Raw genomic sequence first — 14,139 nt, forward strand, 5'->3', positions numbered from 1 at the left:
GTGCTTCGTCCGGGATGTTGTTCGACAATCGAACACCCCTCGAGCACTGAGCACAGCACCAACGGCTTTGTTACGGCTGATTGGTCGCGTCCATTCGTTACAGGTTCGCTCCGACAAAATTCCACTGCCTGGATGCTGTCTGGAGAGCCCGTGATGACGATAAAACTAAAAAACACTACGAACCTGAGTGACTCGGCCCAAGTCGATCAACAATCGGTTCAGCCGTTTACCCGCTCGCAAAAAATCTATGTCCAGGGCTCCCGTCCGGACATCCTCGTGCCGATGCGCGAAATCAGCCTCGACGTGACCCCGACCGACTTCGGCGGCGAGATCAACGCGCCGGTCGTTGTGTACGACACCTCGGGCCCGTACACCGACCCCAACGTCATCATCGACGTGCGCAAAGGCCTGGCCGATGTGCGTTCGCCGTGGATCGAATCCCGGGGCGACACCGAGCGCCTGCCCGGCCTGAGTTCGAACTTCGGCCAGGAACGCCTCGCCGACGCTGAACTGACCAAGCTGCGTTTTGCCCACGTCAACAACCCGCGCCGTGCCAAGGCCGGGGCCAACGTCAGCCAGATGCACTACGCCCGCAAAGGCATCATCACCGCCGAGATGGAATACGTCGCCATCCGCGAAAACATGAAGCTCGAAGTGGCCCGTGCCGCCGGGCTGCTGGACCAGCAACACGCCGGTCACAGCTTCGGCGCCAGCGTGCCGAAAATCATCACCCCCGAATTCGTCCGTGACGAGATCGCCCGCGGTCGCGCGATCATTCCGGCGAACATCAACCACACCGAACTGGAACCGATGATCATCGGCCGTAACTTCCTGGTGAAGATCAACGGCAACATCGGCAACAGCGCCTTGGGTTCGTCTATTGAAGAAGAAGTGGCGAAACTGACCTGGGGCATTCGCTGGGGTTCGGACACGGTCATGGACCTGTCCACCGGTAAACACATTCATGAAACCCGTGAGTGGATCATCCGCAACTCGCCGGTGCCGATCGGTACGGTGCCGATTTATCAGGCCCTGGAAAAAGTCGGCGGCGCTGCCGAAGACCTGACCTGGGAGCTGTTCCGCGACACGCTGATCGAACAGGCCGAGCAGGGCGTCGACTACTTCACCATCCACGCCGGCGTGCTGCTGCGCTACGTGCCGCTGACTGCCAAACGCGTCACCGGCATCGTCTCCCGTGGCGGTTCGATCATGGCCAAGTGGTGCCTGGCGCACCACAAAGAAAACTTCCTCTACACCCATTTCGAAGACATCTGCGAAATCATGAAGGCCTACGACGTCAGCTTCTCGCTGGGCGATGGCCTGCGTCCGGGCTCGATTGCCGACGCCAACGACGCCGCGCAATTCGGTGAGCTGGAAACCCTTGGCGAGCTGACCAAGATTGCCTGGAAGCACGACGTGCAATGCATGATCGAAGGCCCGGGCCACGTGCCGATGCAGTTGATCAAAGAGAACATGGACAAGCAGCTGGAATGCTGCGACGAGGCGCCGTTTTACACCCTCGGCCCGCTGACCACCGACATCGCGCCGGGTTACGACCACATCACTTCCGGTATCGGTGCGGCGATGATCGGCTGGTTCGGTTGCGCCATGCTCTGCTACGTCACGCCGAAGGAGCACTTGGGCCTGCCAAACAAGGATGACGTGAAGACCGGGATCATCACCTACAAGATCGCCGCACACGCCGCCGATCTGGCCAAAGGGCATCCGGGCGCACAGATTCGCGACAATGCCTTGAGCAAGGCGCGCTTCGAATTCCGCTGGGAAGACCAGTTCAACCTGGGCCTTGATCCGGACACCGCGCGTTCGTATCACGATGAAACCCTGCCGAAGGATTCGGCCAAGGTCGCGCACTTCTGCTCCATGTGCGGACCGAAATTCTGCTCGATGAAAATCACCCAGGAAGTCCGCGAATACGCGGCCAACCAGCGGATCGAAACCGTCGACGCCGAAGTCGCCCAGGGATTGGCGGAACAGGCAGAGCGGTTCAAGCAGGAAGGCAGTCAGCTGTACAAGAAAATCTAGCCATAAGCGACAAGCTGCAAGCTGCAAGAAGATGCGGATTGAGGATGGCTTCTACTTGTAGCTTGCAGCTTAAAACTTGTAACTGCTCCTAATGAGATAACCCCTTGAGCATTCAACCCAGCACTTACTCCCCTGACATCGCGGTGCCAATCGACAAACGTGTCTTCGGCGGCCGCGATCTGTTTTCCCTGTGGTTCTCCCTCGGCATCGGCCTGATGGTGCTGCAGACCGGTGCATTGCTCGCGCCAGGCTTGGGCCTGTCCGGCTCGTTGCTGGCGATCTTCCTCGGCACGCTGGTCGGCGTTCTGCTGCTGGCCGCTGTTGGCGTGATCGGCAGCGACACCGGCCTGTCGTCGATGGTCGCGCTCAAACTCAGCCTCGGTGTGAAAGGCGCGAGTCTTCCGGCAGTGCTGAACGTGCTGCAACTGATCGGCTGGGGCTCGTTCGAAATCATCGTGATGCGCGACGCTGCCAGCCTGCTCGGTGCGCGGGCGTTCAGCGAAGGCAACTTGCTGTCGAATCCACTGCTCTGGACGGTGTTCTTTGGTGGTTTGGCGACCTTGCTGGCCGTCAGCGGTCCGTTGACGTTCGTGCGGCAGATCCTGCGCAAGTGGGGCATCTGGTTGTTGCTGGCGGCGTGCATCTGGCTGACCTGGAACCTGTTCGCCAAAGCCGATCTGGCCGCATTGTGGGCGCAGGCCGGTGACGGTTCGATGCCGTTCGCCGTGGGCTTCGACATTGCCATTGCCATGCCGCTGTCGTGGCTGCCGCTGATTGCCGACTACTCACGCTTCGGCAAGCGTGCGAAAAACGTGTTCGGCGGCACGGCGATTGGTTTCTTTATCGGTAACTTCTGGCTGATGAGCCTGGGCGTGGCCTACACCTTGGCGTTCGCGCCGAGCGGTGAAGTGAACGCCTTGCTGTTGGCATTGGCGGGTGCCGGTCTGGGGATTCCGCTGTTGCTGATTCTGCTGGACGAGTCGGAAAACGCCTTCGCCGACATTCATTCGGCGGCGGTGTCCAGCGGGATTCTGTTGCGCTTGAAAGTCGAGCACCTGGCGCTGGCCATCGGCGTGATCTGCACGCTGATCGCCTGTCTGGCGCCGTTGGCCCAGTATCAAAACTTTCTGCTGTTGATCGGTTCGGTGTTTGCGCCGCTGTTCGGCGTGGTGCTGGTGGATCACTTCATTCTGCGCAAACGCAGTAGCCAGGTGGCGTCAGCCGCATTGCGCTGGCCGGCGCTGCTCGCCTGGTTGGGCGGGGTGAGCACCTATCACTTGCTGGCGAATCTGTATCCGGACATCGGCGCAACCCTGCCGTCGTTGATTCTGGCAGGGTTGCTCCAGCTGGTGCTGGGCCGGGCCTTCAGTTACGGCCGGGAAACAGCTCGGGCTTGAGAATGCCGTTCAGGCGTGGGTAAGGGATCTTCAGTTCGACGTGACCCAGCGCGTAAGGCGCGATGGTGCTGGTTTCGTACTTGAGGATCACCCCGCCGTAGGTCAGCGCCACGTTCTGGGTTTTCTGGAACGGCCACTGCTTCACGAACTCCGCTTCCTGATCGAGCTTGGTGCTGATCAGCCAGCTGTTGTGCGCCACTTGCGCGGCTTTCCAGAAGGCCTCTTCCTGCCCCGGCACCAACATGTCGGACAAGGTCAGCACTTTATGCTGCTGGCGCGAATAGTTGATGAAGCTGCGGCCCGGTGTGCCATGGGCGCCGCCGGTGTCCAGGTAGCTGGAAAACTCGACGATCACCAAGCCGTCATGCTGCTCACGTACCTTGGCTTGCAGGTAGCTGCTGTTGCGTGGGCCGGCGGTGCGCAAAAACTCATCGCGATAGGCTGCCAGCGTCGGTGCCGCAGGGGCGTCGGGCGAGGTGCGGGTCATTTGCAGCAGGCGTTTTTCGATAATGCCGTCAAGCTGAGGCTCGGCGGGGAAGCGCAGCGTATCGATGTTCACCAGCGGGCAGTCAGGTGTCGTGCAACCCGGTTTCAATGTTTCGGAGGCGTCGCGGGTGGATTCCAACGGCGCCCGGTAGTTGGGTTGGAACAAACTCTGGCAGGCGCCCAGGGTCAGGGCGAATATGGCCACGGAGGCGATTTTAAAAAGTGACATGGGTGTCCTTCATAAAACTGGGAAAGGCAAAAAGTTATCCGCTTCGACTCTCAACGAAGCAGTCAGTTCGCCACTAAGCTAATTAGAGTTGGTTTCGCCCTCACCGTCTATCTCGCTGACGGAAAGGGGCTGCATCAAACGGCGCGAGCGCGTTAGGATGGCGCGAAGTCGAGGTTGAACGTCACAAAAAGGAGCCTCGTAACGGATTTGCAGTAAAGAGGATTGTCATGACTGATTTTGCCAACGCCATTCCGACCGCCGTTGATATCGTTCGGCGCGAAAAGTGCTACGAGGGCTTTTACAAGCTCGATCGTGTGCATTTGCGTCATGAATTGTTTGCCGGTGGCATGAGTCGCGAAATCAATCGTGAAGTGTTTGTTCGCCACGATGCGGTGTGCGTGCTGCCGTACGATCCGCAGCGCGATGAAGTGGTGCTGATCGAGCAGTTTCGCGTCGGCGCCATGGGCAAGACCGACAACCCGTGGCTGATCGAGCTGGTCGCCGGTCTGATCGACAAGGATGAAGTACCGGAAGAAGTTGCTCACCGCGAAGCGCAGGAGGAAGCTGGGCTTGTGTTCGGGGCGCTCTGGCCGATGACCAAATACTTTCCATCGCCGGGCGGCAGCAACGAATTTGTACATTTGTACCTGGGGCGTTGCGACAGCACCGGAGTCGGCGGCCTGCATGGGCTGGAGGAAGAAGCAGAAGATATCCGCGTCACGGTCTGGGCGTTCGAAGATGCCCTGCAGGCCGTACGCGACGGACGAATTGCCAACGCGGCCAGCATCATTGCCTTGCAATGGTTAGCTTTGAACCGCGCTGAAGTGAGGGGGCTATGGTCGTAAACAAGTTGCGCGATCGCTATCGGGTGGACCTCGTGGGGCTGCAAGCCGCTTGCGAGGCCAACTACGCGCGCCTGATGCGACTGCTGCCGGACATGCGCAACGAACCGGAGGCTCGGCGCATTGCGGTGACCCACGGCGATCAGATGCTCGGCGTGCTGGCCCTTGAGGTGCTGCAGGTCTGTCCGTACACCACGACCCTGCAAGTGCGCCAGGAACACAGTCTGCCGTGGCTGCCGGTGCCGCAACTGGAAGTGCAGGTCTATCACGATGCGTGCATGGCCGAAGTGGTCAGCGCCGAACATGCGCGACGCTTTCGCGGCGTCTATCCTTACCCGAATGCCTCAATGCATCAGCCGGACGAAAAGGCCCAGTTGAATATGTTCCTGGGTGAATGGCTGAGCCATTGCCTGGCGTGTGGGCATGAGTACGCCGTCGTTCGATAGATGTGAACTGCGTCAGGTTCGCAGGTTTCCCCTTTTGATCGTCCCCCAGCATAATTGCGGCACTCATCCAATCCCGTGATTCAGCCTGGGAGAACGCCTTGCCGAGCGTATCCACATTGACCACCGCCGATTCGGCGTTGCTGGTGCAACTGTCCGACAGTCATCTGTTTGCCGAAGCGGACGGGACGTTGTTGGGCATGAATACCCGGGACAGTCTGCAAAAGGTCATTGAGCTGGTGCGCGTTCAGCAGCCGCAGATTGATTTGATCGTTGCCAGCGGTGATTTGTCTCAGGACGGGACGCTGGAGTCGTATCAGCTGTTTCGCGACTTGACCCGGCAGCTCGATGCGCCGGCGCGCTGGATTCCTGGCAATCATGATGAACCGCAGATCATGGCTGAAGCTGCCGTGCAGAGCGCGTTGCTGGAGCCGGTGGTGGATGTTGGTAACTGGCGGGTCACGTTGCTGGATTCGGCGGTGCCGGGGTCGGTGCCGGGGTATTTGCAGGATGAGCAGTTGCAGTTGTTGGCTCGTTCGCTGAGTGAGGCGCCTGAGCGGCATCATTTGGTGTGTTTTCACCATCATCCGGTGTCGATTGGGTGTGCGTGGATGGAGCCGATCGGGTTGCGTAATCCTGAGGCGTTGTTTTCGGTGCTGGATCGCTTTGCGCAGGTGCGGGCGGTGTTGTGGGGGCATGTGCATCAGGAGGTTGATCAGGATCGCAATGGGGTGCGGTTGATTGCTTCGCCTTCGACTTGTATTCAGTTTGAGCCGGGGAGTGATGATTTCAAGGTCGGGGACCAGGCGCCCGGCTACCGTTGGCTGCGCTTGTTGCCGGATGGCCAGATCGAGACGGGCGTGGAGCGTGTTACCGGGTTCGACTTCCAGGTTGATTACGGTTCCAACGGTTACTGACGGTTGTGAACTTGGCGGCCTGTGGGCCGACCATGTTGTGGTTGATCGGGTACATATCCATTCCTGCGGTAACGGCCACTTAGGGTTTCGCCCTTACGGCGACTCACTTTTTTTACAAGCGCCTAAAAAAAGTAAGCAAAAAAACGCTCGCCCCAAGCGTCCGGCCCCTCGCTAAGGCTCGGCGTTCCTTTGCTCCGGTATCCATCCGGGGACACTGCCCTCCGGTCTGCTTCGCGACGACCTACATGCAGCGTGTTCGACTGCGTCGAACGGCGCTGCGCGCCACTCCCCGGATGAACACCTCCACTCAGCCTCCCGAAGGGGCGGGTGGATCAAGATCAAAAGCAGGCGAGCTAACGCTCGGCCTATTGAGTGGTGAAAAGCGAAGCGCGTACGCCGATCCTTTGTAGGAGCGAGGCTTGCCCGCGAAGACGACCTGACAGCCGATCAACATCTTGCTGATGTACCCAATTCCCCTGTAGGAGTGAGCCTGCTCGCGATGGCGGCCTGACAGCCGACCTGCATTTTTCTGATGTAACCCGTTCCCTGTAGGAGCGAGGCTTGCCCGCGAAGGCGGCCTCACCGGCGACGCTGTTTAATGGTCAGCAAAAATTTCAGAACCTTCCCACGAAGTTTTCAGGTTGCCCCCAGACGCGGCTTCTCTAGCCTTTTGCCTGTCGCTGACACATTCAGCGATCGGGCTTCGCGGCCCTATGAACTGACGCATAATCGCCGCGCTTTTCAACAGCACTTTCGAGTGGCTGTCGTTTTGTGTCATGGCGGCTGTGCGTGGGATACCTTCGGGTATGCCGATGCTCAGTTCTCGGTCCGCGAACCCGCGTACAGCTGCCACCCTTACATTGCATCGCGGCAATTGGGGGTGGCTCCATATCAATGAACTGAGGTGTCACCATGTTCAAACCAACCCCCAATCCTCCCACCCGCAAACCCAGCACGATGTACATGATCGTTCCCGAAATGGACACGGAAAGCCTTTTGGCCCATTCCTGTGAGTCCCTGGCGTCGGCGAGTGTCATGGCCAGCGATTTTGCCGCGCGCCTGCATGGGCCGGACCGGCATACAGCGATGGCGATTCAACAGATAGTCATGCTGGCTGAACTGGCGGTGAATCGGGCGCTGGATAATGTTGATCCAGCATAATTTTTTCAGATAGACCGCGTTATCGTTCATGGCGAGCAAGCTCGCTCCCACATTGGGCCGCGTCCGTCTGGACAACTCGGTCACCTGTGGGAGCGAGCCTGCTCGCGATGGCGTCCGTTCGGGCAACCTGATTCCTGCCTATATCCCCGATCCCCCCGACTCCCTGTAAACTGCGCCTCTTTACCCGACGCACAGGGAGTTCAAATGTCCGGTTCGATCCTTTATATCCACGGTTTCAACAGCGCGCCTTCATCGAAAAAGGCCACGCAGCTGGTGCACGTGATGGAACGGCTGGGTTTGAGCGATCAATTGCGCGTTCCGGCCCTGCATCACCATCCGCGCGAAGCCATCGGTCAGCTAAACAAGGCGATTGAAGAGCTGGGGCGGCCACTGCTGGTCGGCAGCTCACTCGGCGGCTACTATGCGACTCACCTGGCTGAGCGCCATGGCCTCAAGGCCCTGTTGATCAACCCTGCCGTCAGTCCGCACCGGATGTTCGACGGGTTCCTGGGGACGCAGAAAAACCTGTATACCGATGAGGCCTGGGAATTGACCCACGACCACGTGACGGCCCTGGCCGAGCTGGAAGTGCCGGCGCCCCGGGATCCGCAGCGGTATCAGGTGTGGTTGCAGACCGGCGACGAAACGCTGGACTATCGCCTCGCCCAGCAGTATTACCGCGCCTGTGCCTTGCGCATCCAGGCCGGCGGCGACCATAGTTTCCAGGGTTTTGCCGCGCAACTTCCGGCAATGCTGAGTTTTGCCGGCATCGGCGCAGATTTGTATCAGGCGATCGATTTCACAGCACTGTGACCTTTCGCCTCTATTTAATAGAACATTTGACGACGAGACCCCATGGCCACTCCCAGCGCTAGCTCTTATAACGCAGACGCCATCGAAGTCCTCTCGGGCCTCGACCCGGTGCGCAAACGCCCCGGCATGTACACCGACACCAGTCGGCCGAACCACCTCGCCCAGGAAGTCATCGACAACAGCGTCGACGAAGCCTTGGCCGGGCACGCGACGTCGGTGCAGGTCATCCTGCACGCCGATCACTCCCTGGAAGTCAGCGATGACGGCCGTGGCATGCCGGTGGACATTCACCCGGAAGAGGGCGTTTCCGGGGTCGAGCTGATCCTCACCAAGCTTCATGCGGGCGGCAAGTTTTCCAACAAGAACTACCAGTTCTCCGGCGGTTTGCACGGGGTAGGTATTTCGGTGGTCAACGCCTTGTCGACCGAAGTCCGGGTGCGCGTAAAACGCGACGGCAATGAGTACCAGATGACCTTCGGCGACGGTTACAAGAAAACCGATCTGGAAGTGATCGGCACCGTCGGCAAGCGCAACACCGGCACCAGCGTGTTCTTCGCGCCGGACCCGAAGTATTTCGATTCACCGAAATTCTCCATCAGCCGCCTCAAGCACGTGCTCAAGGCCAAGGCCGTTCTGTGCCCGGGGCTGCTGGTCAGTTTTGAAGACAAGGCCACCGGCGAGAAAGTCGAATGGCATTACGAAGACGGCCTGCGCTCCTATCTTGTGGACGCGGTCAACGGCTTCGAGCGTTTGCCGGACGAGCCGTTCTGCGGCAGCCTGGCCGGTAACAAGGAAGCGGTCGATTGGGCGTTGCTGTGGTTGCCGGAAGGTGGCGATAGCGTGCAGGAAAGCTACGTCAACCTGATCCCGACGGCGCAGGGCGGTACGCACGTCAACGGTCTGCGTCAGGGCTTGCTCGATGCGATGCGCGAGTTCTGCGAATTCCGCAGCCTGCTGCCGCGCGGTGTGAAGCTGGCGCCGGAAGACGTCTGGGAGCGCATCGCGTTCGTGCTGTCGATGAAGATGCAGGAGCCGCAGTTTTCCGGCCAGACCAAAGAACGTCTGTCGTCCCGTGAGGCGGCGGCGTTTGTTTCCGGTGTGGTCAAGGATGCGTTCAGCCTGTGGCTCAACGCCCACCCGGAAACCGGCATGCTGTTGGCGGAACTGGCGATCAACAACGCCGGCCGTCGTCTCAAGGCCAGCAAGAAGGTCGAGCGCAAGCGCATTACCGCGGGGCCGGCACTGCCGGGCAAACTCGCCGACTGCGCCGGGCAGGACCCGATGCGTTCCGAGCTGTTCCTGGTGGAAGGTGACTCCGCCGGCGGTTCGGCCAAACAAGCGCGGGACAAAGAGTTCCAGGCGATCCTGCCGTTGCGCGGCAAGATTCTGAACACCTGGGAAGTCGACGGCGGCGAAGTGCTGGCCAGCCAGGAAGTGCACAACATCGCCGTGGCCATCGGTGTCGATCCGGGTTCGGCGGACATCGCCCAGCTGCGCTACGGCAAGATCTGCATCCTCGCCGACGCCGACTCCGACGGTCTGCACATCGCCACGTTGCTTTGCGCCTTGTTCGTCCAGCATTTCCGCCCGTTGGTGGATGCCGGTCACGTCTACGTCGCGATGCCTCCGCTGTACCGCATCGACCTGGGCAAAGAAATTTACTACGCCCTCGACGAAGCCGAGCGCGATGGCATTCTCGATCGTCTGGTGGCCGAGAAGAAACGCGGCAAGCCGCAGGTCACCCGATTCAAAGGCCTGGGTGAAATGAACCCGCCACAGCTGCGCGAAACCACCATGGACCCGAACACTCGGCGTCTGGTGCAGCTGACGCTGGAAGATTACGACGCAACCGCAGAAATGATGGACATGTTGCTGGCGAAGAAACGCGCCGGTGATCGCAAGTCCTGGCTGGAATCCAAAGGCAACCTCGCCGAGGTTCTTGGCTGATGCGGGTCGGCTTTGCCCTGGCGTGTGCGTTACTTCTGACCTCCGTTTCGGCACTTGCCGAACCGGCACCGGAGTTGCGCCTGTTGTCCGAGCATCCCGTCGACGGTATGCGCGGCGGCAATCTGTCGGGGCTGGCCCAGTGTGGCAAGGACCTGTGGACGATCTCCGATCGCGACGATGATCAGATTTATCGCCTCGATACCCGCGACACGGTCTGGCAGGCCGAAACCGTGGGCATCGGCGTTCCTCCGGTGCCGGACAGCGGTTTGCCCTCGGGTTTGCGTTCACGGGCCTGGGTCGCATCGTTTGTACGGGGCGGGGATCTGGATTTTGAAGGCATCACGTGCGACAGCGCCGGTAATCGCTACATCGTCAGCGAGTCCCATGCAGCGATCCTGCAAGTGCCGCCCGTTGGGCCGTCGTCCTGGCTGAAGATCTCGCCGATGCTGGTTCGCGAAGCGCGGGCCAGTGGCATGCTGTTGCAATTCAATGCGCTGTTCGAGGGCCTGGCGATCAATCCGGCGGGCGATCAATTGTGGCTCGCCGCCGAGCGTCAAAGCCGTGGATTGCTGCTGATCAAGCGCAAACAGACGGTGTGGGATTGCGACGGTGGCTGCGTGCTGCTGAGCGAAGCGGGGAAAGAAATGCAGCCGGCACAGTTTCCACGGGCCAAAGCGGTTACTCGGGACTTTGCTGACCTGTCGCTGTTCAACGGCAAGCTGTTCACCCTTGAACGCAACGCTTACCAGATCTGCCGCCGCGACCCGGTCACGGCCAAGGTCGAGCGCTGCTGGTCGTTTGCCGATGAAGCCTTGCAGGAACCCCGCCGCTATCAAAATCCGTTTGGTCTGACCGAAGCTTTGATTGTTGACGCCGAGGGGGCCTGGGTCGGCACCGACAACAATAACGATGCCCGCGCCGATGGCGAGGTTCGCCCGGTTGTCTGGCGCTTCGCCGTGCCTGACGGTGGCTGGAGTGCCAAGCCGTGAGCCAGCAGACGCCGGGAAAGCGCGCCGGTCGGGTGTTTATGGTGCTGGCCTGGTGCGCAGCGCTGTTCCTTGCGACACGGTTTTTCGGCCAGTGGGAGGATCGGCAGCAAAATCCCAATGTGGTCGTCAGCTCTGAGCAGGGCGAAGGTTTTATCGAAGTGAAACTGGCCAGTAACACCCAGGGCCACTTCGTCGCCAGCGGCCAGATCAACGGTCAGCCGGTAGATTTCATGCTGGATACCGGGGCGACCGATGTGGCGATCCCGGCCCAAATGGCCGAACGGCTGAAACTTGAAAAAGGCTTCGGGGTGACCCTGAGCACCGCCAACGGTCGTACCGAGGGTTATCGAACCCGCGTCGACCGGCTGCAACTGGGCGACATTGTGCTGCGTGATGTGCGCGCCATCGTCGTGCCAGGCCTGGATGGCAAGCAGGTGTTGCTCGGTATGAGCGCGCTGAACAAACTTGAATTTACCCAGCGCGGTGGCACCATGCTGCTGCGCCAGACAACGAACCGATGAGGCCCGCATGAGCGACTCCCTTGATCTCAGCCTGGACGGTGTAGAACGCCGGTCACTGGCTGACTTCACCGAAAATGCCTACCTCAACTACTCCATGTACGTGATCATGGACCGTGCCTTGCCGCATATCGGCGACGGCCTGAAACCGGTACAGCGGCGCATCATCTATGCGATGAGCGAGTTGGGGCTGGACGCCGATTCCAAGCACAAGAAGTCGGCGCGTACCGTCGGTGACGTGCTCGGTAAATTCCACCCGCACGGCGATTCGGCCTGCTACGAAGCCATGGTCCTGATGGCCCAGCCGTTCAGCTACCGCTACACGCTGGTCGACGGCCAGGGTAACTGGGGTGCGCCGGATGATCCCAAGTCCTTCGCTGCCATGCGTTACACCGAGGCGCGGCTGTCGCGTTATTCCGAAGTGCTGCTCAGCGAACTGGGCCAGGGCACCGCGGACTGGGGCCCGAACTTCGATGGTACGCTCGACGAGCCGCTGGTGTTGCCTGCACGTTTGCCGAACATCCTGCTCAACGGCACCACCGGCATCGCCGTGGGCATGGCCACCGACGTACCGCCGCACAACCTGCGCGAAGTCGCGACGGCGTGCGTGCGTTTGCTCGATGAGCCCAAAGCCACGGTCGAACAGCTCTGTGAGCACATCCAGGGCCCGGATTACCCGACGGAAGCGGAAATCATCACCCCCCGCGCCGATCTGCTGAAAATGTACGAAACCGGCAAAGGCTCGGTGCGTATGCGCGCCGTGTACCACATCGAAGACGGCGACATCATCGTCACCGCGCTGCCGCATCAGGTCTCTGGCGCCAAAGTGCTGGAACAGATCGCGGCGATGATGCAGGCCAAGCCGTCCAAAGCCCCGCAGATCGCTGACCTGCGCGACGAGTCCGACCACGAAAACCCGTGCCGGATCGTGATCATCCCGGGCGCGCGGAAGAACTTTGACCACGACGCGCTGATGCAACACCTGTTTGCCAGCACCGAGCTGGAGTCGAGCTACCGGGTCAACATCAACATCATCGGCCTGGACGGCAAGCCGCAGCTGAAAAACCTGCGAGCGTTGCTGGTCGAGTGGCTGGAGTTCCGCGTCAACACCGTGCGGCGTCGTCTGCAATTCCGCCTGGACAAGGTCGAGCGTCGCTTGCACCTGTTGGACGGTTTGCTGATTGCCTACCTCAACCTGGATGAAGTGATTCACATCATCCGTACCGAGGAACACCCGAAAGCCGCGCTGATCGCACGTTTTGCCCTGAGCGAAATCCAGGCCGACTACATTCTCGACACCCGTTTGCGTCAGTTGGCGCGACTGGAAGAAATGAAGCTGCGCGCCGAGCAGGATGAACTGCTCAAGGAACAGGCCAAGCTGCAAGCCCTGCTGGGCAGCGAAACCAAACTGAAAAAACTGGTGCGTACCGAGCTGATCAAGGACGCCGAAACCTATGGCGACGACCGTCGCTCGCCGATCGTCGAGCGCACCGAAGCCAAGGCCCTGACCGAGCACGACCTGCTGCCGAACGAGAAAGTGACTGTCGTGCTGTCGGAAAAAGGCTGGGTTCGTTCTGCCAAGGGGCATGAGATCGACGCCACCGGCCTTTCCTACAAGGCCGGAGATGGTTTCAAGGCCTTGGCGCCGGGTCGCTCCAACCAGTTCGCAGTGTTTATCGACTCCACCGGTCGCAGCTATTCGGTGCCTTCGCACACGCTGCCATCGGCCCGTGGCCAGGGCGAACCACTGACCGGCCGTCTGACGCCGCCGCCAGGGGCGACCTTCGAATGCGTGCTGATGCCGGAAGACGATTCGCTGTACGTGATCGCCTCCGACGCCGGCTACGGCTTCGTGGTCAAGGGTGAAGACCTGCAAGCCAAGAACAAGGCCGGCAAGGCGCTGTTGAGTTTGCCGAACAACTCGAAGGTCATTCTTCCGCGCCCGGTAACGGATCGCGAGAACAATTGGCTGGCCTCGGTGACCACCGAAGGTCGCCTGCTGATCTTCAAGATCAGTGATCTGCCACAATTAGGTAAGGGCAAAGGCAACAAGATCATCGGGATCAACGGTGAGCGTGTGGCCAGTCGCGAAGAATATGTCACAGACATCGCCGTACTGCCGGATGGCGCCACGTTGGTGCTGCAGGCCGGAAAACGTACGTTGTCGCTGAAAGCGGACGACCTCGAACACTACAAAGGTGAGCGTGGGCGTCGTGGTAACAAACTGCCACGTGGCTTCCAGCGTGTCGATGCGCTGCTCGTCGAAAACCTCAATTAAGCGTCCTAGAGCGCTCGATCTACGATTTAACGCGTAGATCGACGCATTGGCGCTGGAGTCGGAACGCATATTCACG

11 protein-coding genes and 1 pseudogene are annotated in these 14,139 nt (G+C 60.2%); 11 read left to right on the forward strand and 1 reads right to left on the reverse strand.

All coding sequences use genetic code 11. From position 1 onward, the window contains the following. Window positions 1–153: 153 nt before the first annotated feature. Both thiC and cytX read left to right on the forward strand, forming a co-directional pair. Window positions 154–2,043, forward strand: coding sequence for a phosphomethylpyrimidine synthase ThiC (gene thiC / locus ACYZTY_RS00540; RefSeq protein ID WP_461956867.1), 1,890 nt, complete (start codon window positions 154–156; stop codon window positions 2,041–2,043). A 104-nt stretch (window positions 2,044–2,147) separates the two neighbouring features. Beyond that, window positions 2,148–3,440, forward strand: coding sequence for a putative hydroxymethylpyrimidine transporter CytX (gene cytX, locus ACYZTY_RS00545; RefSeq protein ID WP_461956868.1), 1,293 nt, complete (start codon window positions 2,148–2,150; stop codon window positions 3,438–3,440). Here cytX and ACYZTY_RS00550 read toward each other — a convergent pair. Then, window positions 3,409–4,155, reverse strand: coding sequence for an RsiV family protein (locus tag ACYZTY_RS00550; RefSeq protein ID WP_461956869.1), 747 nt, complete (start codon window positions 4,153–4,155; stop codon window positions 3,409–3,411). The genes cytX and ACYZTY_RS00550 overlap by 32 nt on opposite strands. A 227-nt stretch (window positions 4,156–4,382) precedes the next feature. Between ACYZTY_RS00550 and ACYZTY_RS00555 the strand changes: the two genes are divergently transcribed. From ACYZTY_RS00555 to parC, 9 genes and pseudogenes are all read left to right on the forward strand, one after another. Next, entirely contained in the window at window positions 4,383–5,000 is a 618-nt protein-coding gene (locus ACYZTY_RS00555) for an NUDIX domain-containing protein (RefSeq protein WP_131058782.1), read from the forward strand. Next, entirely contained in the window at window positions 4,991–5,443 is a 453-nt protein-coding gene (locus ACYZTY_RS00560; RefSeq protein ID WP_131058783.1) for a DUF1249 domain-containing protein, read from the forward strand. The genes ACYZTY_RS00555 and ACYZTY_RS00560 overlap by 10 nt, the downstream gene beginning before the upstream one ends. A 98-nt stretch (window positions 5,444–5,541) precedes the next feature. Next, complete coding sequence (gene cpdA / locus ACYZTY_RS00565) at window positions 5,542–6,357, forward strand: 3',5'-cyclic-AMP phosphodiesterase (protein WP_461956870.1); 816 nt, start codon at window positions 5,542–5,544, stop codon at window positions 6,355–6,357. A 942-nt stretch (window positions 6,358–7,299) separates the two neighbouring features. Beyond that, window positions 7,300–7,518: pseudogene (locus tag ACYZTY_RS00570) on the forward strand (DUF6124 family protein); the annotation flags it as partial. A gap of 204 nt (window positions 7,519–7,722) precedes the next feature. Beyond that, complete coding sequence (locus ACYZTY_RS00575) at window positions 7,723–8,331, forward strand: YqiA/YcfP family alpha/beta fold hydrolase (RefSeq protein ID WP_461956871.1); 609 nt, start codon at window positions 7,723–7,725, stop codon at window positions 8,329–8,331. Window positions 8,332–8,373: 42 nt separating this feature from the next. Then, window positions 8,374–10,278, forward strand: coding sequence for a DNA topoisomerase IV subunit B (parE, locus tag ACYZTY_RS00580; protein ID WP_461956872.1), 1,905 nt, complete (start codon window positions 8,374–8,376; stop codon window positions 10,276–10,278). Next, the gene (locus ACYZTY_RS00585; protein WP_461956873.1) at window positions 10,278–11,267 is read left to right on the forward strand and encodes an esterase-like activity of phytase family protein; all 990 of its coding nucleotides are present in this window, start codon (window positions 10,278–10,280) and stop codon (window positions 11,265–11,267) included. Before parE ends, ACYZTY_RS00585 begins: the two co-directional genes overlap by 1 nt. Next, the gene (locus tag ACYZTY_RS00590) at window positions 11,264–11,788 is read left to right on the forward strand and encodes a retropepsin-like aspartic protease family protein (RefSeq protein ID WP_461956874.1); all 525 of its coding nucleotides are present in this window, start codon (window positions 11,264–11,266) and stop codon (window positions 11,786–11,788) included. The genes ACYZTY_RS00585 and ACYZTY_RS00590 overlap by 4 nt, the downstream gene beginning before the upstream one ends. 7 nt (window positions 11,789–11,795) lie before the next feature. Then, window positions 11,796–14,063 carry a DNA topoisomerase IV subunit A gene (gene parC / locus ACYZTY_RS00595; protein WP_461956875.1) on the forward strand — a complete coding sequence of 756 codons (2,268 nt, stop codon included), beginning with the start codon at window positions 11,796–11,798 and terminating at the stop codon, window positions 14,061–14,063. The last annotated feature ends 76 nt before the right edge of the window (window positions 14,064–14,139 follow it).

It is taken from the genome of Pseudomonas sp. LB1P83 (assembly GCF_054897885.1).

What these genes read in the sequence shown, in the direction of transcription:
- thiC (WP_461956867.1), top strand. Translation starts at nt 154, where the DNA reads ATGACGATAAAACTAAAAAACACTACGAACCTGAGTGACTCGGCCCAA.
- ACYZTY_RS00550 (WP_461956869.1), bottom strand. Translation starts at nt 4,155, where the DNA reads ATGTCACTTTTTAAAATCGCCTCCGTGGCCATATTCGCCCTGACCCTG.
- ACYZTY_RS00555 (WP_131058782.1), top strand. Translation starts at nt 4,383, where the DNA reads ATGACTGATTTTGCCAACGCCATTCCGACCGCCGTTGATATCGTTCGG.
- ACYZTY_RS00560 (WP_131058783.1), top strand. Translation starts at nt 4,991, where the DNA reads ATGGTCGTAAACAAGTTGCGCGATCGCTATCGGGTGGACCTCGTGGGG.
- ACYZTY_RS00575 (WP_461956871.1), top strand. Translation starts at nt 7,723, where the DNA reads ATGTCCGGTTCGATCCTTTATATCCACGGTTTCAACAGCGCGCCTTCA.
- parE (WP_461956872.1), top strand. Translation starts at nt 8,374, where the DNA reads ATGGCCACTCCCAGCGCTAGCTCTTATAACGCAGACGCCATCGAAGTC.
- ACYZTY_RS00585 (WP_461956873.1), top strand. Translation starts at nt 10,278, where the DNA reads ATGCGGGTCGGCTTTGCCCTGGCGTGTGCGTTACTTCTGACCTCCGTT.
- parC (WP_461956875.1), top strand. Translation starts at nt 11,796, where the DNA reads ATGAGCGACTCCCTTGATCTCAGCCTGGACGGTGTAGAACGCCGGTCA.